The sequence below is a fragment of the Rathayibacter rhapontici genome (assembly GCF_001995175.1).
Taxonomy (GTDB): Bacteria; Actinomycetota; Actinomycetes; order Actinomycetales; family Microbacteriaceae; genus Rathayibacter.
This window is the reverse complement of the sequence record NZ_MUKN01000011.1, coordinates 43,970-64,378: the sequence shown is the minus strand read 5'-3', so window position 1 is coordinate 64,378 and position 20,409 is coordinate 43,970. Positions and strand designations below refer to the sequence as shown.

Below are 20,409 nucleotides of genomic sequence, written 5' to 3'. Positions count from 1 at the left end.
CTATCACAAATTCGAGTAGCCGCTCGAAATTGGTGGGAGCACAGCTGGAGCGCGCGCTACGCTGGCCGCCTGAGAGCGGTTCCCGCTCTCGTGTCCAGCGGAGGAGGGCGTCGTGTCCGAGACCACCGAGCCCGTCCGCACCCGCCGCGGGCCCTACGCGAAGTCGGCTCAGCGGCGTCGCGCGATCATCGAGGCGGCCCACGCGGTCTTCGCCTCCCGCGGCTACGCGCGCGGCTCGCTGCAGGAGGTCGCCGATCGGGTGGGGCTGAGTCAGACCAGCCTCCTGCACTACTTCCCGACCAAGACCGACCTGCTGCTCGCCGTGCTCGAGCACCGCGACGCGATCACCGGCGACGGCTCGGCTCCGCCCGACCCCGACGAGAGCATGGTCGAGGGGATCCTGCGCCAGACCCGCTACAACGAGACGGCCCCCGGAGTGATCGAGCTCTACGCGGTGCTGTGCGGCGACTCGACGACAGCGGATCATCCGGGTCGCGAGTTCTTCGCCCGCCGCTTCCGGTCGCTCCGCCAGGGCTACGCCGACGACCTGCGCGCCCTGCAGGCCGAGGGGCGCCTGCGCGAGGGGGCCGACCCCGACCGGGTCGCGGCGTCGATCATCGCGCTGTGGGACGGCATCCAGCTGCAGTGGCTCCTCGAGCGCGACGCCGTCGACATGGTCGCGTGCCTGACGGACTACCTCGACCTGATGGTCCGCCCGCCCCGGTGACCAGGCCCTAGGCTCCGGGCATGGGGACGACCTGGAACGACACCGGCTGGATCTGGATCGGCTTCGCGCTCGTGACCGCGGGACTCGCGGAGCAGAAGGGGCGCTCGCGCTGGCGCTGGTTCGTGCTGGGCCTGCTCCTCGGACCGCTCGCGCTGGCGCTGGTCGTGATCTGGGCGAGGCCCGAGCCCGGAGTGGTCACGGACGTCCGCTGGAACTTCGCGATCGGAGCGGGAGTCGCGGCCGTCGCCCTGCTGATCCTGGCGGTGACGTCGAGTCTGTGGCTCCTGCTCGTCCCGGCGGCGCTCGCGGCGGTCGTCGCGGGCCTGCTGGCCTGGCTCAGCCGGCGCGTGCCGTTCGAGAGCCTCCCGCGCTGACGCCTCCTCCCGCTGACGCCGCTCCTCCCGCTGACGCCGGCCTCCCGCTGACGCGAGGGAACCCCGGACCGTCGAGGGAACCAGGTGCTCCTGGCGGTCTCGACGGTCCGGGGTTCCCTCGGCGGCAGTGGCCTACGGCAGCAGGCGCGACGGACCGCGGAAGAGGTAGGTGACCTCGCGCAGGTTCGCCTGGTGCAGCATCAGCATGATCACGCGGGAGAGGCCCATCCCGAATCCGCCGTGCGGCGGGACGCCGTAGCGGAAGAAGTCGAGGTAGAAGCCGAGCTCCTCGGGGTCGAGGCCCTTCTCGCGGGCCTGCTCGACGAGCACGTCGACGCGGTGCTCGCGCTGGGCTCCGGTCGAGATCTCGACGCCGTTGTAGATCAGGTCGTAGCTGTTGGTGATCGCCCCGTCGCCCTCGCGGCGCATGTGGTAGAACGGCCGGATGCTCGAGGCGTAGTCGGTCAGGAACACGAAGTCGTGCCCGAACTCCTCCTTCACGTATGCCGCGATGCGGCGCTCGCCCTCGGGGTCCATGTCGTCGTCGGCGCGGGGCACCTCGTAGCCGCGCTCGGCGACGATCCGCTTGGCCTCGGCGAGCGGGATGCGCGGGAACGGGGTGCTGGGCACCTCGAGGTCGATGTCGAAGAGCGCCTTCACCTCGGCGCCGTGCTTCTCGACGACCGCGGTGAGGCCGGCGACCATCAGCTGCTCGTGCAGCTCCATGACGTCCTCGTGCGACTCGATCCACGAGACCTCGGAGTCGACGCTCGTGAACTCGGTCGCGTGACGGGAGGTGAAGCTCGGGTCGGCGCGGAAGGCCGGCCCGACCTCGAAGACCTTGCCGAAGCCCGCGGCTGCGCCATCTGCTTGAAGAACTGCGGGCTCTGCGCGAGGTAGGCCTTGGTCTCGAAGTACTCGACCTCGAACAGCTCGGCGCGCGACTCCGAGGCGCTCGCCATGAGCTTGGGGGTGTGGATCTCGATGAAGTCGTTGTCGATCCAGTAGGTGCGCAGCGCGTGCTCGAAGGTGGTCTGCACGCGGGCGATGAGGTTCTGCTCCGGGCGGCGGAGGTCGAGGAAGCGCCAGTCCATGCGCTTGTCGATGCCGGAGTCGGGTGCGATGGGCGCCTCGGGGATCGACGCGGCGACGATCTCGAGCGACTCGAGCTTGACCTCGATGCCGCCGAGCTTCACGCGCTCGTCGTGCTTCAGCTGACCGGTCACGGTGACGAAGGAGCCCTGGGCGAGGCCCGAGATCTCCTCGGTGATCGCGAGCTTCGCCGCGGCGACGGCGTCGCCCTCCTCGGCCTCGCGGACGGCGGGGTTCACGAGCTGCACGGCGCCGGACTCGTCGCGGAGGACCACGAACTGCACCTTCTTCTGGTCGCGCACGGTCTCGACCCAGCCGGACACGCGGACGGGTCCGTCCTCGAGCGCGGCGAGCTTCTTGACGGTGGTTCGGGGGAGGCGGGTCTCGTCGGTCACGGTAGGGGAGTCTACCCGCGGGGTCGGGAGGGCGTCCGGCTGCTGGGCTGCTGGGGCGGGCGTGCGTGCCCGCGCCGATCCGCGGGGTGAAAGACCGTCGCGGTATCCGCAACGCCGCTTGTACGCTGGCGCAGCCGAGCGCACCGGAGCCTCGGAGAGACGGACCTCGATGACCCCCCTCACCACGCCCAGCGGAACGCTCGCTCGCGGACTCCTCCTTCTCGAGATCGTCGCGTCCGAGCACGACGGGATCGCCCTCGGGCGACTCGCGGATCGGGCGGGTCTGGACAAGGGCAGCACGTCGCGTCTCGTCACCGCGCTGGTCGCCCTCGGCTACCTCGTCCGACGCGAGGACCGCCGCATCGCCCTGACCAGCCGCGTGCTCACGCTCGCGCACGGCTTCGAGACCGGCTTCGATCTCAAGCGCCTCGCTCGCCCGGTGCTCTGGGCGCTGAGTGCCGAGATCGGCGAGACCGTGCATCTCGCGGTGCCTGAGCGCTCGCAGGTGGTCTACGCCGATTCGCTGCGTCCGCGCCGCGAGACCGCGTTCGCGGACATCGCCGGCCTCTCGGCCGACATGCACGTCACGGCGACCGGCCGGGCCATCCTGTACCACCTCCCCGATGTCGAACGCGAGGCGATCATCGCCGAGAACCTCGAGCGGCCGCAGGAGCCCGAGTTGGTGTTCGACCGGGCCGACTTCGACGCCGGCCGCGAATTCGAGCGCGAGCACGGCTACGCGACGGTCGACCGCCGGGACCGCATCGCGCGCGTCGCCGTCGCCGTCCTCGACGAGTTCCGCCGCCCCGTGGCGGCGGTCGGCATCTTCTCGCTCGCCGGCGACAGGGTGGAGCTCGTCGAGCGCCTGGGGCCCGCCTGCGTCGCGGCGGTCTCGCGGATCCAGCGCCGTCTCACCGGGACCGGCGGCTGAACGGATCGGCGCCTCCCACGGCTCTTGACAGCTCCGGCCTCCCTTGGCAGGATCACCCGCATCAGCAGATGCAATGGTGTTGCAGATGCTGCAACTCGCGGTTCGACCAGCGGGCAGGCACGACTCGATGAGGAGCACAGTGACCCAGAGCACCGCGACCGTCGTCATGCCGGCCGCTCGAGAGGTGGACACGGGAAAGGCCCGTCCGTCCCGTCTCCGCCGCCAGGACGCCGCCTACGGCTACGCCTTCGTCGCCCCGGCGATGATCGGATTCGCCGTCTTCGTCGCCGGCCCCCTCGTCGGCGTCTTCTACTTCAGCGGCCTCGACTACAACAGCCTGTCCGGCCGCGAGACCTGGGTGGGGCTGGACAACTTCGCCGACCTCCTCGGCAGTGCGGTCTTCGCGCAGGTGATGGGGAACACGACGGTGTTCGCGCTGGCGGTGGTGCCGCTCAACATCGTGCTGGGTCTGCTGCTCGCGGTCCTCGTCACTGCGCGCATCCGCTTCATCGGCGTCTTCCGGACCGCCTTCTTCCTGCCGGTCGTGATCTCGCTGGTCGCGTGGTCGCTGGTCTGGGACTACCTGCTGCAGGCGAACGGCGGGCTCAACGCCTGGCTTGCGGAGATCGGCGTCTCCGGCCCGAACTGGCTCGCCGATCCCGCTGCCGCCATGCCGACGATCATCGTGGTGCAAGTGCTGAAAGGCGTCGGGGTGAGCATGATCCTCTTCCTCGCAGCGCTGCAGGAGGTGCCGGAGGAGATCACCGAGGCGGCGCGGGTCGACGGGGCGACCGGGGTGCAGAGCTTCGTGCGCATCACGCTCCCGCTGATCAGTCCGACGATCCTGTTCGTCGGCATCCTCGCCACCATCAACGCGCTCAAGGCCTTCGCGCAGATCTACCTGCTCACGCAGGGCGGTCCCGGGCTCGCCACGTCGGTCCTGGGCTACTACATCTACGACCAGGCGTTCAACGCCTTCCAGGTCGGCAGCGCCAGCGCCGCGGCCGTGGTGCTCTTCGTCATCGCCCTGGCCATCACCCTCGCCCAGTGGCTGGGACGCCGGAGGTGGGTCTTCAATGAGTCGTAGCAGGGGCGTGGGAACCGCCCGCCGCCTCGAGATCGGGCCGGGCACCTCGAAGGGGATCCTCTACCTCCTCCTCGTCGTCCTCGCCGTTCCGTTCGTCTTCCCGCTGTACTGGATGTTCGTCACGGCGGTGCGGCCGCTCGGCGACGTGTTCGCCAATCCGCCGTCGCTCTGGCCGACCGATCCGCAGTGGCAGAACTTCGTCACACCGTTCACGACCGGGCCGTTCCTGCAGCAGTTCGGCAATTCCGTGTACATCTCCGCCGTCTGCACGGTCGGAGTGCTGGCGGTGTCGTCACTCGCCGGGTACGCCTTCGCGCGCATCGAGTTCCGGGGCCGCGACGCCATGTTCGTCGTTCTGCTGGCCGCCCTGCTCATCCCGAGCGAGGTCACGATCATCCCGTTGTTCCGGCTGCTGCGCGGCTTCGGCTGGATCGACTCGCACCTGGCCCTGATCGTGCCCGGCGTGTTCGGCGTCCCCTGCGTGCTCGGAGTGTTCCTGATGCGGCAGTTCTTCCGGTCGATGCCCGGGGAGCTGGAGCAGGCGGCGCGCATCGACGGCCTCGGCCGGTTCGGGATCTTCGCCCGGATCGCGTTGCCGCTCGCCCGAGGACCACTCGCCGCCCTCGCGATCCTGTCCTTCCTGAACAGCTGGAACGAGTTCCTCGAGCCGCTGGTCCTCCTGCCCTCCCGGGAGCTGTGGACGCTGCCCGTGGCGCTGCAGTCGTTCACGGACCCCTACACCGGCATACCCGTCTGGAACGTGCAGATGGCCGCGACCTTCCTGAGCGTGCTGCCGGTGCTGGCGGTGTTCCTCGTCGCTCAGCGCCAGTTCGTGCAGGGCATCGCCGGTACGGGCATCAAGTAGTCACCCCACCACAAGCAGAACATCTCGAAGAGGAGACGCCATGAGAACACACCGGCTCACCGCAGCCGCCGTCGCCGGAGGGCTGGCGGTCGGCCTCGTCGCCTGCTCGGGCGGGGGCGGCACCACCGCCTCGGCGGAGGACCCGCTGGACATGACGATGACGGTGTGGACCTCGGACGAGACCATCATCGCCACGCTCGAGTCGTTCGCCGACGACTTCCGGGAGGAGAACCCGGAGCTCGGCGACTTCACCGTGCAGAGCATCCCGTTCGCCGACTACACCAAGCAGCTCTCCGTCCAGCTGAACGGCGGCGAGGCGCCCGATCTGGCCTGGCTCGTCGAAGCGAACGTCCCGGCGTTCATCGCCTCGGGCGCTCTGACCGACATCAGCAGCGTCCGGGAGGACGAGGAGTTCGACGCCGCCGACTACCTGGAGAACGTCACGGAGCAGGTGACCGACGGCGAGGCCCTCTACGGGATCCCGTTCTCCAACGGCGCCCAGCCCGTCATCTACAACACGGCCGCCTTCGAGGCGGCCGGTGTCGAGACCCCCCAGCAGCTCATCGACAAGGGCGAGTGGACGTGGGACGGCCTCCGCCGCATCGCGAAGGAGATGGTCGACTCCGGAGTGGTGACCTACGGCTTCGACATCCCGCAGTTCGCCCTGCAGAACTACCAGTTCATGGGGGTGTTCCTGAAGGGCTGGGGTGCGGAGGCGTACCCGGACGGCACCAGCTGCGGGCTCGCCTCGGCGGAGTCCGAGGAGGCGTTCCAGTACCTGCACGACCTCATCTTCGTCGACGACAGCTACCCGGGCCCGGGCGAGACCTCCGCCTTCTCGAGCGGCGACACCGCCATGATGGTCGGCTCGGCGAGCACCCTCAACACCATCACCGACCCGGCGATCACCACGCGGATGGTTCCGCAGCCGGACAACAACGACGGGGGCGACGACTACTTCATGGGTCAGGCCTACGTGTCGGTCCTGGCGGACGGCGGGTCGCCCGAGCTCGCGACGCGACTGCTGCAGCACCTCACCGGCGCGGCCGCGAGCGAGGAGCTCGCGGGCTTCTACATGTCCGGCCGCGAGTCGCTCCTCGAGCCCTCGATCGTGTCGCAGGCGAGCGAGCGCATCACCGATGACGAGGCGCAGACCGCCATGATCGACCCGCTGAAGAAGGCGCAGCAGATCACCTACCCCGTGTCGTACCCCGAGCTGGCAGCCGCCATCAAGCCCGACCTCGACAGCATCTGGCAGCCCGCCGCCGACATCGGCGGGCAGCTCGAGAAGGCCTGCGCGGTCTCGGAGCCGATCCTGGCCGACGAGGGCTGATCCGGGCATGAGCGCAGACGCCCCGGTCGCGGAGTGGGACTTCCGGCGCCGCTCCCGTCCCCTCGTCTCGCTCGACGGACGACTGACCCTGCGGAACGCCGCGGGATCCCACGTCGCCTCGCTGTCCGACGGGGTGGTCGGGCGCGCGCTGTCGTTCGACGGCCGCGCCGACCACCTCGTCATCCCGGCTGCGACGTGGGAGACCTCCACGTGGCGGCCTCTGGCGACGAGGTGTCGGTGTTCGCTCTCGTGCGCCGCCGCTCCGAGGGCACGGGCTTCATCGCCGGGATGTGGCAGGAGGACGACGGCGACCCGCGCAGGCAGTACGGGCTGTTCATCGACCTGCGACCTACGGAGGCGCGGAGCAGGTCATCGGCCACGTCTCGAGCACGGGCGGTCCCAGCGCCGGTCTGCCCTACAGCAGGGACTACTCCGCCACCGCGCGCATGATCGGCTACGACGAATGGAGGGTGATCGGCTTCACCTACGACGGCACCGAGATCCGGTCGTTCCTCGACGGAGTGACCGATCTGCGGCCCACTTTCACGGAGCGCCAGTCGCCGCTGGGCGAGGGCCTGACCTACGCCAAGAACCCGTTCCACTACCCCGACGGGCTCAACCGGCGCTCGATCTCGGACTTCACCGTCGGCGCCGTCCGCCTGACAGGGGAGCCCGGCAATTTCTTCGGTGGGCAGCTCGCGCGCCTCGCCGTGTGGAGGAGAGCGCTGTCGCCGGCGGAGGCGATGACGCTGGCGCGGTCGTGGACTCCCGCGCTCCTCCCGGTCGCACGATTCGACTTCGTCCGCCCGCGCGAGATCGTGGGGAGCGCCGACGGCGGCTGGGACGATCCGGCGTGGCCGCTCGAGGTGGTGGGGTGGCGGCAGATCCCGCTGCGACAGCCCGCCTCGCGCAGGTCGGGGGCCTCTCCGTTCGTCGTCGAGGCGCAGCACTCGTTCGTCGTCGAGGCGCGGCACGCCTCTCCGCACCTCTCCCGCGTCGGCCCGCCACCGCATCCGCCCACCCTCGTCTTCGTGGAGCACCTCGCCGGCGTGGAGTGGCGTGAGCTGGCCCGACTGCAGTTCCGGTGCGACGACGTGCCCGGGGTGGAGACCGAGGGGTTCCGATCCGCCGTGCGGCTCGACGGACGGTGGTTCACCACGCGCGCGATCTGCCGCGCACCGGGGGAGCGCCCGCCGTGGTGCCCGGCGACGAGCACTGGATCCCACTGGAGCGGGCCGTCCCGGCCACGAGCAGCGCCGCACGCGCCGACGAGGTCGCGGACGTCGAGCCGGATCCCGGCGCTGCAGTCTCGGCCATCGGCTTCGTCGCGTGGGGAGACGGAGCCTCGGTGCGCCTCGTCTCCGTCTCCGTGTTCGTGGGGGAACCGGCGCAGGAGCCCGTCTGAGCGGCCGGCGGGACGACCTGGTGGCCGCGGCACTCCTGCTCACCGCCTCGGCGCGACCGCTCAGGTGTCCTCCGTGAGACGCTGAGGACGACGAGCGCAGGGGAGCACGCATGAGCACCGCACTGATCACCGGAGCGTCCACCGGCATCGGAGCCGCCTTCGCGCGGGCGTTCGCGCGCCGCGGCTGGAGCCTCGTCCTCGTCTCGCGCGACGAGGCCCGGCTCGAGGAGGCGGCGGCCGCGTTCCGCGGGCTCGGCGCCCCGCACGTCGAGGTGCTGCCGGTCGACCTGACCGATCGCGAGCAGGTGGAGCGCGTGCGGGCCCGGCTCGTCGATCCGGAGCGGCCCGTGCGGGTGCTGGTCAACAACTCCGGGTTCGGGATCGAGGGCAGCTTCTCGGAGCCCGACGTCGCCGCGCAGGACGCGGCGTTCGAGGTGATGGTCCGCTCGGTCGCCGTGCTCTCGGGGGCCGCCGCCGAGGCGATGACCGCCCGGGGACGCGGAGCGATCCTGACCGTCGCGAGCGTCGCGGGGTTCGTGCACCTGGGCCCCTACTCCGCGGTCAAGGCGTGGGCGACGGCGTTCACGCAGTCGCTCGCGGTGGAGCTCCGCGGCACGGGTGTGCGGGCGGCGGCCCTCTGCCCCGGCTGGGTGCGCACCGAGTTCCACGAGCGGGCGGCGATGGACACCTCCTCCATCCCCTCCTTCCTCTGGCTCGACGCCGACGCGGTGGTCGAGGAGTTCCTCCGCGACGTGGCGCGCGGTCAGGTCGTCTCGGTGCCCTCGTGGCGCTTCGGGGTGCCGGTCGCGTGGTGCGGCACCTGCCGGACGCGCTGGTCCGACGGATCTCGGCGGCCGTGCTGGCGCGGCGGTGAGAGCACGGCGCTGAGCACCCGTTCAGCCTCCGCCCAGACCCGTCGTTCCCGGCGTTCCCCCACGCGCGGTTCCGTACACTTGACGCTCGTGGTTGCCGATCAGATCCATCTCGTGCGGCACGGCGAGGTGTTCAACCCCGACCGGGTCCTCTACGGGCGACTCCCGAACTTCCGGCTCTCGGAGCTGGGCCACCGGATGGCCCGCGCGGCGGCCGACGACCTGCTCGAGCGGCGCCGCCACGTGACGACGCTCGTCGCCTCCCCGCTCCAGCGCACGCAGGAGTCGGCGCAGCCGATCTCGCAGGCGTTCGAGCTCGAGATCACGAGCGATCCGCGCGTGATCGAGCCGAGCAACCGCTTCGAGGGCAAGTCCCTCGCCGCCCGCAGCTCCGCGCTGAAGAACCCGAAGCACTGGCCGTGGCTGCGCAATCCGTTCGAGCCCAGCTGGGGCGAGCCCTACCTCTCCATCTCGGCGCGGATGTACGCGGCGATCGAGGCGGCGTGGGAGGGCACCGTCGAGGGCGACGCGGTCATCGTCAGCCACCAGCTCCCGATCTGGACCGTGCACCGCGCCCTCGCGGGGGAGCGGCTCTTCCACGACCCGCGCAAGCGCCGCTGCGCGCTCTCGAGCATCACCACGATCGAGCGCCGGGGCGACGGCTTCGCGGAGGTCGGCTACACCGATCCGGCGGCGGGGCTCCAAGGCCTCGCGACCGACGTGGGCGCCGTCTGATGCGCCGTCGAGCCGTCACCGCCACGGCCCTCGCGCTCGTGGCCGGAGCGGTCCTCGCGGGCTGCACCGAGGATCCGCTCGCCGACCAGTACCGCAGCGGCAGCAACAAGGGCTACATCTCGGGCGACGGCACGATCACCGAGATCGCCGCGGCCGACCGGACCGACCCGATCGTGTTCGAGGGCACCGACGAGAACGGCGAGGAGATCGACTCCGCCGACCTCGCCGGCCGGGTCGTCGTCGTCAACTTCTGGTACGCCAGCTGCGCCCCGTGCCGCGCCGAGGCCGCCGATCTGGAGTCGGTCAACGCCGAGTACGCCGATCAGGACGTCTCGTTCGTCGGCGTGAACGTCCGCGATCAGGCGCCCCAGGCGGCCGCCTTCGCGAAGACCTACGGCATCACCTACCCCTCGATCGTCGACGTCGACGGATCCGCGCAGCTCGCGTTCAGCGGCAAGGTCCCGCCGAACGCGGTGCCCACCACGCTCGTGCTCGACCGCGAGGGCCGCGTGGCCTCGCGGATCCTCGGGCAGCTGCAGGAGGCGTCGATCCTGTCGACCCTCGTCGGCGACACGCTCGCGGAAGAGGAGTAGCGCGGTGGGCGAGATCGTCGTCAGCGGCCAGCTGCTCCTCGCGGTCCCGATCGCACTGCTCGCCGGACTGGTGTCGTTCGCGTCCCCCTGCGTGCTGCCGCTCGTGCCGGGCTACATCGCCTACGTCGGCGGATTCACCGACGCCGACGAGCGCCGCGCTCGCGGCCGCAGCCGGGTGCTGCTGGGCGTGCTGCTGTTCGTGCTCGGCTTCTCGCTCGTCTTCGTGCTGTACGGGGCGGCGGCCGGGTCGATCGGGTTCTGGATGAGCCGATACAGCGACGTGATCACCCGCGTCCTCGGAGTGGTCGTGATCGCGATGGGCCTCGTCTTCGTCGGGCAGTTCACGTTCCTGCAGCGCACGCTGCGCCCGAGCGTGCGCCCCGCGACGGGGCTCATCGGCGCGCCGCTGCTGGGCATCGTGTTCGGCATCGGCTGGACGCCGTGCCTGGGCCCCACGCTCAGCTCGATCCTCGCGCTGGGCCTCGGCGCGGGCTCGCCCTGGCGCGGCGCCCTGCTCGCCCTGATGTACTGCCTGGGCCTCGGCCTCCCCTTCCTCCTCGTCGCCTTCGGCTTCAGCTGGGTGAGACGACCCTCGCGTTCGTGAAGCGCCACATCCGCACCGTCAACATCGTCGGCGGCGTCGCCCTGATCGTCATCGGCCTCCTGATGGTGACCGGCGTCTGGAACACCCTCGTCTACGGAGCCCTCGGCGAGGTGATCTATGACTTCCGGCCCGCGATCTGATCGCAGCGACGTCGACGAGCAGAAGCGCGCCGACGCGAACTTCCGCCCGTCCGACCACTACGACTCGGACGCCGAGACGATCACGCAGCCCAGGCTCGGCCTCGTCGGCTGGCTGCGCTGGATGTGGCGCCAGCTCACGAGCATGCGCACCGCGCTCTTCCTCCTCCTGCTGCTGGCGATCGCGGCGGTGCCGGGCTCGCTCGTGCCGCAGCGCTCCTCCGACCCCAACGGCGTCACCCAGTACTTCATCGACAACCCCGATCTGGCACCGCTGCTCGACAACGTGCAGGCCTTCGACACGTACACGTCGGCGTGGTTCTCGAGCATCTACCTGCTGCTGTTCGTCTCCCTCATCGGCTGCATCATCCCGCGCACGAAGCACCACTTCGAGGCCATGCGGTCGCGTCCGCCGAAGACCCCGGTGCGCCTGCAGCGCCTGGCGGGCTACACGGTGCGCGACGTCGAGGGAGCGAGCACGGAGGAGGCGATCGCCTCCGGGCACGCCGTGCTGCGCCGCGCGGGCTACCGCGTCGAGCGCTACGACGACCCCCGCGGTCGCTGGAGCAGCGTGTCGGCCGAGCGCGGGTACCTCCGCGAGACCGGCAACCTGGTCTTCCACTCCGCGCTCGTCGGGATCCTGGTCGCCGTGGGCATCGGCGGCGGCTTCGGCTACAGCGGCCAGCGCGTGCTCGTCGAGGGCGGTCAGGGCTTCGCGAACAACCTGGCGGCCTACGACTCGTTCAACCCGGGGCGCTTCTTCGACAGCTCGCAGCTCGACCCGTACCAGCTGACGCTCGACGGGCTCGACGTGGAGTACGTGACCGAGCGGGGCGACGCCTTCGGGCAGCCGATCGACTTCACCGCGAACGTCACGACGACGCAGCGCGGCGGCGGCACCGAGGAGCGGACCGTGAAGGTCAACGAGCCGCTCGCGGTCGGCGGCACCAACGTCTACCTGCTCGGCAACGGCTACGCGCCGACGATCACGGTTCGGGATCCCTCCGGCACCCCGATCTTCACCGACTCGGTGCCGTTCCTGCCGCAGGACGCGAACCTCACCTCGGTCGGCGTGGTCAAGGTCCCCGACGGCCTCGCCGAGCAGATCGGCATGACCGGCTTCTTCTATCCCACGCAGGACGAGCTGCAGACCGGCGCCTCGACGTCGATCTTCCCCGACCTGCAGTACCCGGTGCTCTCGCTCAACGTCTTCTCGGGCGACCTGGGTCTGGACGCCGGCGTGCCCACCTCGGTCTACGTGCTGAACACCGACTCGCTCACCCGGCTCACCGGCGGCGACACCGGGGTCGCTCCGCTGACGCTCCAGCCGGGTGAGACCGCCGAGCTGCCGAACGGCCTCGGCTCCGTGTCCTTCGACAACGTCGGGGCCGACCCGGAGGTCGTCGGCACGGACAGCGTGCGCCGGTTCGCCTCGTTCGACATCCACCACGACGCGACGCAGGGCTGGGTCCTCCTGTTCGCGATCCTCGTGCTCGCCGGGCTGCTGACCTCCCTGTTCGTGCCCCGACGACGGGTCTGGATCAAGGCGACGCCGGCCGAGGACGGGTCGCTGCGCCTCGAGTACGCGGGGCTCGCCCGCGGTGAGGACCCGCAGCTCGTGCGGGCGGTCCGCACCGTCGCCGACCGGCACGCGCCGCTCGACTGAACCCCGCGGATCCGCCGAACCTGTGCATCCGTGCAGGGGTGGTTCCGAGCAGCGTCGCCTATCCTTGACCGGTGATCGAGACCCTCTCCCAGTACTCGGTGCTGACCCTGTCCTCCGCGATGGGCGTCTACGCCCTCGCCTTCATCTTCTTCGCGATCGACCTGGCTCGCCGGTCCTCGCTGGCCGACGGTGAGGCGCTCGGAGTCGTGCAGGAGGCCGAGCGGGTCGCCTCCGCCGCCGCCGCCGACAAGGCGCCAGCGGCAGGGCCACCGTCGCCGCCGGCACGGGTCGCCCGACCGCGACGCTCTCGCGGCTCGGCAGCCGCGTCGAGGACGAGGTCTACAACGCCCCCGCGCGCTCGAAGACGATGCGCATCGGGTTCTCGCTCACGCTCCTGGCCTTCGTTCTGCACGCCGCCGCCGCGGTCCTGCGCGGAGTGGCCGCGGGCCGTGTGCCGTGGGCCAACATGTACGAGTTCTCGCTCACGGGCACGCTCATCATCATCGGCGTGTTCCTCGTCGTGCAGCTGCGCTGGGACCTCCGCTTCCTCGGCGCCTTCATCACCGGTCTCGTGCTGGTGCTCCTGGGCATCGCGACGGTCAACTACTACGTCGCCGTCGTGCCGCTCCCGCCGGCGCTGCAGTCGTACTGGCTCGTGATCCACGTGCTCGTGGCGATCCTCGGCACCGCGTTCTTCGCGCTCGGCTTCGCGCTGTCGGTCACGCAGCTGCTGCAGGCCCGCCGCGAGGGGGCGGAGGAGAACCCGCGCTCCGTCCTGCGGTTCCTGAAGACCCTGCCCAGTGCACTCACGCTCGAGAACCTGGCCTACCGCGTCACGATCATCGGCTTCATCCTCTGGACCTTCACCCTGATCGCCGGTGCCGTCTGGGCCGAGAAGGCGTGGGGCCGCTACTGGGGCTGGGACACCAAGGAGGTCTGGACCTTCATCATCTGGACCATCTACGCCGGCTACATCCACGCCCGTGCGACCCGCGGCTGGCGGGGCACCCCGTCGGCCTGGCTCGCGATCATCGGCTTCGCCGCCGTGATGTTCAACTTCGGCGTCGTGAACGTGTTCTTCAAGGGGCTCCACGCGTACTCGGGACTCGACACCGGCATGTAGTCGGCGGGCACCGGCGGGGCCGCTCGCGGCGTTGTCGTCGGGGCTCGCAGCGCCGTTGCGCGCCCCTCCTCCGCCTTGCGATCGACCCCACCGGCGCCCGCGACGGCTGTGCGGCAGAACGAAGGCCGAGAGCCCCGGATCCGCAGAAGTGCGGCTGTCCGGGGCTCTCGGCCTTCGTCGTGCGGGCGTCAGGCGTTCGAGACGATCACGTCGACGAGGTGCGGGGCGAACGGCTCGTCGAGGGCGAGCACGAAGCGGGTGCGGGAGCCCTCGGGGTGCACGTCGCGGTAGATGCCGCGGAGGTCCGGCAGAGTCTGCCCGCGACCCGGGCCCCAGGTGGCGTCGACCTCGACCGGGACGGTCGGAGCGGAGGCGACTCCGACCGCGTCCAGCGCGACGGCGGCGGCCATCGGGTCGTGCATGGCGGCGGTGCGCTCGCCGAAGTGGCCCACGTAGAAGTCGAAGTAGTAGTCCAGCGCCTGCCCGATCGCCTCCGAGAGCGGATCGCCCGACTCGAGCAGGATCGCGCGGTGCTCCTGGGTCATCAGATGCCGCATGGTGACGTCGAGCGGCACGAGGGTCAGGTCCCAGTCGGCGGCGACCACCTCGGCGGCCGCGGCGGGGTCGTGCCAGATGTTCGCCTCGGCCACGGCGGTCACGTTGCCGGGGACGAGGGCGGCGCCGCCCATCACGGTCACGGAGTGCAGCAGCGCGGGGAGCTCCGGGTGCTTGCGCAGCGCGAGGGCGATGTTGGTGAGCGGGCCGACGGCGATCAGGCGCAGCTCGCCCTCGTGCTCGCGGGCGAGGCGGAGGAGGAGGTCGGCCGGGTCCTCGTCGACGGGACGGCCGCCGTCGGGCAGCTGCACTCCTCCGATGCCGTTGTCGCCGTGCACGTGGGGGGAGCCGCCGGCGTAGGGCTCCTCGAGGAAGTCGTGCGCGCCGACGGCGACGGGGACGTCGGTGCGCCCGGCGAGCGCGAGCAGGCCGAGGCTGTTGACGGCCGCCTGACGGGCGTCGGTGTTGCCGCTGACGGTGCTGATGCCGACGAGGTCGGCGCGGGGGGAGCGCAGCAGGTAGGCGAGGGCGAGGGAGTCGTCGATGCCGGTGTCGCAGTCGAAGAAGACGGGAACGGTCACGGGGCTCCGATGCTCGAGGGGGAGGGATGCGCCGCGGGCATCGGCGACCGGGCGGGGTCCATCATGCCGCAGTGCACCACTCGGTTCACGCCGGAGGCGCCGCGGCCCGCTCGCGCGCGAGGTCCAGAGCGCGGACGGCGTGCGGAGACCAGCGCCGGAGCGAGGCGGCGTCCTCGGCGAGCGGAGGCACGGAGACCCACTCCTTCAGCGTCCGCCGCCCCATCACGACGGGCTCGGCGGCGCCCTCCTCGATCCGCTCGAGCGTCTCCTGCCGGGTCAGCTTGACGATCAGGTGCTCGTCGTGGCCGAGGAAGCAGACGATCGTGCCCTGGAAGCGGATCGCCGGGGCGCCGAACATCGTCGCGATGTCGACGCCGTCGATCCCGCTCGCCTCGATCAGGTCCTCGAGGAGCGCGCGTCGGCGCGCGATGCCGCTGTCCGTGCCCATGCGGTGAGGGTAGCGCCGGGCTTGCGCCCGGCCCAGGCCTCAGAGCAGGGCGTGCGCCGAGCGGAGGCGATCGCGCCACCAGGCGAGGCGCTCGGGGGAGACGGCATGGCGCTCGAGGAGGGCCTCCGACACCTCGACGCGCTCGACCGGGATCGAGCCGTCGATCGGCCGCAGCGGCCGCTCGGTGACGTCGGCGGCGAGGAGGGAGGCGGTGCCGAGGCCGCAGTCGTACGGCAGCTCGGGCAGCGCGGCGGCCAGAGCGGCGCCCATCGCGAGGCCGACGGAGCTGTCGAGAGCGCTCGAGACGACGGCCGGCAGCCCCGCCTCGGCGGTGATCGCCAGGGCCCGGTGCACCCCGCCCAGCGGCTGCGCCTTCACGACCAGCAGGTCCGCGGCGCCGGCCCGCGCGACGGCGAGCGGATCCGCGGCCTTGCGCACGCTCTCGTCGGCCGCGACCGGGATGCCCATGTACTTCACGCGCTTCCGCAGCTGCGCCAGCTCGTCGACGCTCGCGCACGGCTGCTCCACGTACTCGAGGTCGTACTCGGCGAGGGCGTGCACCGCGTGCTCGGCCTCGTCCACGTTCCAGCCGCCGTTCGCGTCCACGCGGATCCGCCCCTCCGGCCCGAGGACCCGGCGCACCTCGCGACGCGCGCGACGTCGTCGGCGAGCGTCTGCCCGCGCTCGGCGACCTTCACCTTGGCCGTGCGGCAGCCGTGGTAGCTCGCGAGGATCGCCGCGACCTCGTCGACGCGGACGGCCGGCACGGTCGCGTTCACCGGGATGCGGTCGCGCAGCGGCGCGGGCAGCGCGTTCCAGCCGTAGTCGAGCGCGGCGCGGAGCCACGAGGCCGACTCCTCCGGTCCGTACTCGAGGAACGGCGAGAACTCGGTCCAGCCCTCCGGACCGCGCACCAGCGCGATCTCGCGGTGGTCGACCCCCCGGAACCGTGTCAGCAGCGGGAGCGCGACGACGCGCAGGCCCGCGTCGACCTCGTCGAGGGAGGGGTGAGCGGAGGTGGGCACGACGTCGTCCATCCCGCCATCATCCTCCGGAGCGGCTGCGCGGACGCCCGGACCGGGCGGCTCCCGCGTGATCTGCAGTGCGTGCAAAACTGGCGGGGTCTGCCGCTCGACACCCGGAGGAACGCGATGAGCCAGGTCCCGATGAGCCCGCCGCCGCCGGCTCCCGCCGCACCTCCGCAGCGCCGGCCGCTGGGCGCCGGCGCCTGGACCGCGCTCGCGGTCAGCGCGGTGGTCGGCCTGGTCTACACGGGCGTGCTCGGCACGCTGCTCGCGGTCGGCATCGGCACGGCCTTCGAGGCCGCGGAGTCGGCGTCCACGAGCGCTCCGGCCCCGGACGGCGCCGAGGATCCGTTCGGCGAGGACCCGTTCGGCGGGGACCCGTTCGGCGAGGACCCGGGCGACGCCGCCGATCCGCTCCGCGACTACCCCGGCTACGAGGACGGCGACGCCGCCGACGTGCTCGCCCGGCCGTCCGCGGAGGAGGCCGTCGCACTCTCGGAGGGAGCCGTCGCCGCGGTCGAGGCCGCGGTGATCGGCGAGTGGGAGTCGGCCGACGACGAGTACTACGAGCGCGCCGAGAACGTGTACGGCGGTCCCTCCCTCCTCTACGACTACCTCTCGGCCACCGGCTACGCCGCCGCCGACCTCTCGACCGACGCCGACAAGCAGGCCGTCGTCGACCGCTTCACCGCGGCGCTCGCGCCGCTCGGCTTCGACACGGTCGAGATCGCCGACTCCCCGTCGGAGTGGTCGCGGGCCGGCTACGAGCTCGACGGCGCCCTCGGCGACGCGGAGGCGAGGGCGAGCCTCTGGGTCGTCACGGCCTCCTCGACGCAGCGCGACGCGCCGGCCGTCGAGCTCGGCCTCGTGGACCTCGACGCCGACCCCTCCGGCGCCGTGGAGCGGATGCTCGACGACGTCGGGCTCGTGCCGCCGGCGCAGGGAGCGTTCCTCGCCGGCTACGCGAACAGCCTCCTCGAGGCGGGCGACCGCGACGAGTTCACCGCCCGCATGGAGGAGTTCGGCGGCATCGCGACGGCCTGACCGGCCGCGCCGGTATCCGCATCCGCCCGCCCCCGCAAGCCCAGGTCCGCCGCAGGCGTGCCGCCTAGCGTGAGGGCATGGCGGAACCCCGAGCGACCAGGCCCCTGCGCGACTACGCGGCGATCGGCGACGGGAGGACGGTCGCCCTGATCGCGCGGGACGGCAGCGTCGACTGGATGCCGGTGCCCGATCTCGGCTCGACCCCCGCGTTCGCCGCGCTGATCGACCCGGAGTCCGGCGGCTGCGTCGAGCTGCGGCCGGAGGATCCCGCGGAGGTCACCCGCCGCTACCTGCAGGACACGAACGTCCTCGAGACCACCTTCACGACCGAGAACGGCTCGGTCACCGTCACCGACGCCTCGTGACCGGCATAGCGGGCCGCCTCCCGTGGGCCGAGCTCGCCCGCCGGGTCGACGGGGTGACGGGCGAGGTGCGGATGCGCTGGGCCGTCCGTCCCGGGACCGGCCTCGGCACGGTCTCGCCGTGGATCCAGAACGCCGACGGCCGCTCGCTGATCCGCGCGGGCGACATCACGATCGGCGTCACCGGCCAGGAGCACGGGCCCGAGGGCGACAACGCCCCCTCCGGCGCAGGCGACGAGCTCACCGGGGTCTTCACCGTCTCGGGCGGCAAGAAGCCCAGCCGCCACGTCGTCGTGGTCTCGGCCACGCACGACGAGCCGCTGCACTTCCCGGACGCGCACAACGTCGACCGGGGCATCGACCGCACGATCCGCAGCTGGCGCGCCTGGTCGGAGGAGTTCTCCTACGACGGTCCGTGGGCCGACGCCGTGCAGCGCAGCGCACTCGCGCTGAAGCTCCTGATCTACTCGCCCACCGGCGCCATCGCCGCGGCGGCGACGACCTCGCTCCCGGAGTCGCCCAACGGCGGCAAGAACTGGGACTACCGCTTCGCCTGGGTGCGCGACGCGGCCTACACGGCGCACGCGCTCGTCCGCTTCGGACTGCGGGAGGAGACGCACGCGGCGCTGTCGTGGCTCCTGCGCACCATCAAGGAGCACGGCCCCGACCTGCACATCTTCTACGGCCTCGACGGTTCCCTGCCGTCCGGGGTGACGGAGTACGACGTGCCCGGCTGGGCCGGCATCGGGCCGGTCGTGTCGGGCAACGGCGCGCAGAACCAGCTGCAGCTCGGCGTCTTCGGCGACCTCTTCGACATCTGCCGCATCTACGTCGACTCGGGCAACGTGCTCGACATCCAGACCGGGCGGCTGCTCTCGCGCGTCGCCGACACCACCTGCGACCTCTGGCGCAACCGCGACGCGGGCATGTGGGAGCTCAAGGAGGAGCAGCACTACACGTCCTCCAAGATGGGCTGCTGGCAGGCGCTCGACGCCGCCGTGCACCTCGCCGAGCTCGGCCAGATCCCGGGCAGCCCCGACCGCTGGCGGTTCGAGCGCGACCGCCTGCGCGAGTGGATCGAGGAGCACTGCTGGTCCGACGAGCTCGGCTCGTACGTGATGTACCCGGGCTCCTCGGAGCTCGACGCCTCGGTGCTGCTGCACGCTCCGAGCGGGTACGAGCGCGGCGAGCGGATGATCTCGTCGATCGACGCCCTGGTGGGCGAGCTCGGCCGCGGCGCGCTGATGTTCCGCTACTCCGGGATGGAGGGCGAGGAGCATCCGTTCGTCGCCTGCTCGTTCTGGCTGGCCTCGGCGCTCGCCTGCGTCGGGCGCCACGACGAGGCGATCGCGTTGATGGACGAGCTGGTCGCGACGATGCCCAACGACGTCGGCATCATGTCCGAGATGGTCGCGACCGACGATCTGGCCTTCTGGGGCAACCTGCCGCAGGGCCTCAGCCACCTCGCGCTGGTCAACGCGGCGATCACCATCGAAGAGCTCGCGCCCGAGAAGGTCGGGTCGAGGAAGCCCGGGTCGAGGAAGCCCGGCAGCGGCAAGAGGAGGAGTTCATGAGCGAGCCGAGTGCACGTCTGTTCCGCGACACGAAGGCGATCCTGGTCGAGAGCCCGTTCTGGCTCGACGGCCGGCTGCTGTGGTGCGACATCTCGACCGGCACGATCCACGCGAGCGCGCCCGACGGAGCGGTCGACGGCTCCGACGACCTGGTCGTGCCCGTCGAGGCGCCGCTGGGATCCTTCCAGCCGGCGCGCGGGGGCGGCTTCGTCGCGGCCCTGGGCGACCGGATCGTGCTGCTCGACGACGCCTTCGCGATCGAGCGCGAGCTCGCGCCGATCGAGCACGTGCACGCCGGTCTCCGGATGAACGAGGGCAAGTGCGACCCCTCCGGCCGGTTCGTCGCGGGATCGATGAACCTCACCACCGAGGAGCAGGACGGCGCGCTCTACCGCGTCGACGCCTCCGGGCGCCTGGAGACGCTGCTCGGCGGCTTCGGGGTGGCGAACGGATTCGAGTGGTCCGACGACGGCGCGACCTTCTACTTCACCGACACGAGCGTCTCGACCGTCTTCCGCTGCTCCTACGGCGACGAGCTCGGCGAGCCCGAGCCCTTCCTCGTCGGCCGCTCGTTCGACGGACTCGCCCTCGACGTCGACGGCTGCTTCTGGACCGGCGCGAACGGCGAGAGCGCCGTGCTGCGCTGGAGCCCCGAGGGGGAGCTGCTCGACGAGATCGCGATCCCGGCGCCGAACGTGACCGGACTGGGCTTCGGCGGCGCGGACCTCTCGACGCTGTTCGTCGGCACCGCGCGCGAGAAGCTCGAGGAGCAGCAGCTCGTCGACTCCCCGCTCTCGGGCGGCGTCTTCGCGATCGACACCCCCACGCGCGGTAGACCCGTTCAGGTGTTCGGCGCAAGTCGTTGAGCGGCTCGGGCGGGG

15 protein-coding genes and 5 pseudogenes are annotated in these 20,409 nt (G+C 71.5%); 16 read left to right on the top strand and 4 right to left on the bottom strand.

The genetic code is table 11. The annotated features are described in order from the left end of the window. Positions 1-112 precede the first annotated feature (112 nt). A complete protein-coding gene (locus B0T42_RS05435; protein WP_077222250.1) occupies positions 113-727 on the top strand; it encodes a TetR/AcrR family transcriptional regulator in 615 nt (204 codons plus the stop codon). A 20-nt stretch (positions 728-747) separates the two neighbouring features. Then, a complete protein-coding gene (locus B0T42_RS05430; protein WP_077222249.1) occupies positions 748-1,101 on the top strand; it encodes a hypothetical protein in 354 nt (117 codons plus the stop codon). A gap of 132 nt (positions 1,102-1,233) precedes the next feature. Here the strand turns inward: B0T42_RS05430 and aspS are convergent. Continuing rightward, a pseudogene (gene aspS / locus B0T42_RS05425) lies at positions 1,234-2,588 on the bottom strand (aspartate--tRNA(Asn) ligase). Between the two features lie 169 nt (positions 2,589-2,757). Here aspS and B0T42_RS05420 point away from each other — a divergent pair. From B0T42_RS05420 to ccsB, 11 genes and pseudogenes are all read left to right on the top strand, one after another. After that, positions 2,758-3,519, top strand: a complete 762-nt coding sequence (locus B0T42_RS05420; protein ID WP_077222248.1) for an IclR family transcriptional regulator — start codon at positions 2,758-2,760, stop codon at positions 3,517-3,519. A 139-nt stretch (positions 3,520-3,658) separates the two neighbouring features. Then, a complete protein-coding gene (locus B0T42_RS05415) occupies positions 3,659-4,606 on the top strand; it encodes a carbohydrate ABC transporter permease (protein ID WP_077222247.1) in 948 nt (315 codons plus the stop codon). A 7-nt stretch (positions 4,607-4,613) separates the two neighbouring features. Beyond that, positions 4,614-5,471: a carbohydrate ABC transporter permease gene (locus tag B0T42_RS05410; RefSeq protein WP_236720132.1), complete on the top strand. Its 858-nt coding sequence runs from the start codon at positions 4,614-4,616 to the stop codon at positions 5,469-5,471. Positions 5,472-5,511: 40 nt separating this feature from the next. Next, positions 5,512-6,804: an extracellular solute-binding protein gene (locus tag B0T42_RS05405; protein WP_077222245.1), complete on the top strand. Its 1,293-nt coding sequence runs from the start codon at positions 5,512-5,514 to the stop codon at positions 6,802-6,804. 210 nt (positions 6,805-7,014) lie between these two features. After that, complete coding sequence (locus B0T42_RS19430) at positions 7,015-7,254, top strand: hypothetical protein (protein ID WP_139344426.1); 240 nt, start codon at positions 7,015-7,017, stop codon at positions 7,252-7,254. Next, positions 7,251-8,294, top strand: coding sequence for a LamG domain-containing protein (locus B0T42_RS05400; protein WP_139344425.1), 1,044 nt, complete (start codon positions 7,251-7,253; stop codon positions 8,292-8,294). The genes B0T42_RS19430 and B0T42_RS05400 overlap by 4 nt, the downstream gene beginning before the upstream one ends. A gap of 25 nt (positions 8,295-8,319) precedes the next feature. After that, complete coding sequence (locus B0T42_RS22255) at positions 8,320-9,816, top strand: SDR family NAD(P)-dependent oxidoreductase (protein WP_342418208.1); 1,497 nt, start codon at positions 8,320-8,322, stop codon at positions 9,814-9,816. After that, on the top strand, positions 9,816-10,409 hold the full coding sequence (locus B0T42_RS05385) for a TlpA family protein disulfide reductase (protein ID WP_077222242.1): 594 nt from the start codon (positions 9,816-9,818) through the stop codon (positions 10,407-10,409). The genes B0T42_RS22255 and B0T42_RS05385 overlap by 1 nt, the downstream gene beginning before the upstream one ends. 4 nt (positions 10,410-10,413) lie before the next feature. Then, positions 10,414-11,153, top strand: a pseudogene (locus tag B0T42_RS05380) (cytochrome c biogenesis CcdA family protein). Further along, complete coding sequence (gene resB, locus B0T42_RS05375) at positions 11,131-12,816, top strand: cytochrome c biogenesis protein ResB (RefSeq protein ID WP_077222241.1); 1,686 nt, start codon at positions 11,131-11,133, stop codon at positions 12,814-12,816. Before B0T42_RS05380 ends, resB begins: the two are co-directional and overlap by 23 nt. A gap of 119 nt (positions 12,817-12,935) precedes the next feature. Then, positions 12,936-13,939 (top strand): annotated as a pseudogene (ccsB, locus tag B0T42_RS05370) (c-type cytochrome biogenesis protein CcsB). Positions 13,940-14,127: 188 nt separating this feature from the next. Here the strand turns inward: ccsB and B0T42_RS05365 are convergent. The 3 genes and pseudogenes from B0T42_RS05365 to B0T42_RS05355 form a co-directional block, all read right to left on the bottom strand. After that, positions 14,128-15,075 carry a nucleoside hydrolase gene (locus tag B0T42_RS05365; RefSeq protein WP_077222239.1) on the bottom strand — a complete coding sequence of 316 codons (948 nt, stop codon included), beginning with the start codon at positions 15,073-15,075 and terminating at the stop codon, positions 14,128-14,130. An 85-nt stretch (positions 15,076-15,160) separates the two neighbouring features. Beyond that, positions 15,161-15,523, bottom strand: a complete 363-nt coding sequence (locus tag B0T42_RS05360; protein WP_077222238.1) for a TfoX/Sxy family protein — start codon at positions 15,521-15,523, stop codon at positions 15,161-15,163. Between the two features lie 39 nt (positions 15,524-15,562). Continuing rightward, positions 15,563-16,560, bottom strand: a pseudogene (locus tag B0T42_RS05355) (o-succinylbenzoate synthase). Positions 16,561-16,674: 114 nt separating this feature from the next. Here B0T42_RS05355 and B0T42_RS05350 point away from each other — a divergent pair. From B0T42_RS05350 to B0T42_RS05340, 3 genes and pseudogenes are all read left to right on the top strand, one after another. Beyond that, a complete protein-coding gene (locus B0T42_RS05350) occupies positions 16,675-17,592 on the top strand; it encodes a hypothetical protein (RefSeq protein ID WP_077222237.1) in 918 nt (305 codons plus the stop codon). 77 nt (positions 17,593-17,669) lie between these two features. Further along, positions 17,670-19,528, top strand: a pseudogene (locus tag B0T42_RS05345) (glycoside hydrolase family 15 protein). After that, positions 19,525-20,394 carry an SMP-30/gluconolactonase/LRE family protein gene (locus tag B0T42_RS05340; protein WP_077222236.1) on the top strand — a complete coding sequence of 290 codons (870 nt, stop codon included), beginning with the start codon at positions 19,525-19,527 and terminating at the stop codon, positions 20,392-20,394. The pseudogene B0T42_RS05345 and the gene B0T42_RS05340 overlap by 4 nt, the downstream one beginning before the upstream one ends. Positions 20,395-20,409: the final 15 nt, after the last annotated feature.

Coding starts and splice junctions, on each gene's coding strand:
- B0T42_RS05400 (WP_139344425.1), top strand. CDS start 7,251: ATGATCGGCTACGACGAATGGAGGGTGATCGGCTTCACCTACGACGGC.
- resB (WP_077222241.1), top strand. CDS start 11,131: ATGACTTCCGGCCCGCGATCTGATCGCAGCGACGTCGACGAGCAGAAG.
- B0T42_RS05360 (WP_077222238.1), bottom strand. CDS start 15,523: ATGGGCACGGACAGCGGCATCGCGCGCCGACGCGCGCTCCTCGAGGAC.
- B0T42_RS05350 (WP_077222237.1), top strand. CDS start 16,675: ATGAGCCAGGTCCCGATGAGCCCGCCGCCGCCGGCTCCCGCCGCACCT.
- B0T42_RS05420 (WP_077222248.1), top strand. CDS start 2,758: ATGACCCCCCTCACCACGCCCAGCGGAACGCTCGCTCGCGGACTCCTC.
- B0T42_RS05340 (WP_077222236.1), top strand. CDS start 19,525: ATGAGCGAGCCGAGTGCACGTCTGTTCCGCGACACGAAGGCGATCCTG.
- B0T42_RS22255 (WP_342418208.1), top strand. CDS start 8,320: ATGAGCACCGCACTGATCACCGGAGCGTCCACCGGCATCGGAGCCGCC.
- B0T42_RS05430 (WP_077222249.1), top strand. CDS start 748: ATGGGGACGACCTGGAACGACACCGGCTGGATCTGGATCGGCTTCGCG.
- B0T42_RS05385 (WP_077222242.1), top strand. CDS start 9,816: ATGCGCCGTCGAGCCGTCACCGCCACGGCCCTCGCGCTCGTGGCCGGA.
- B0T42_RS05405 (WP_077222245.1), top strand. CDS start 5,512: ATGAGAACACACCGGCTCACCGCAGCCGCCGTCGCCGGAGGGCTGGCG.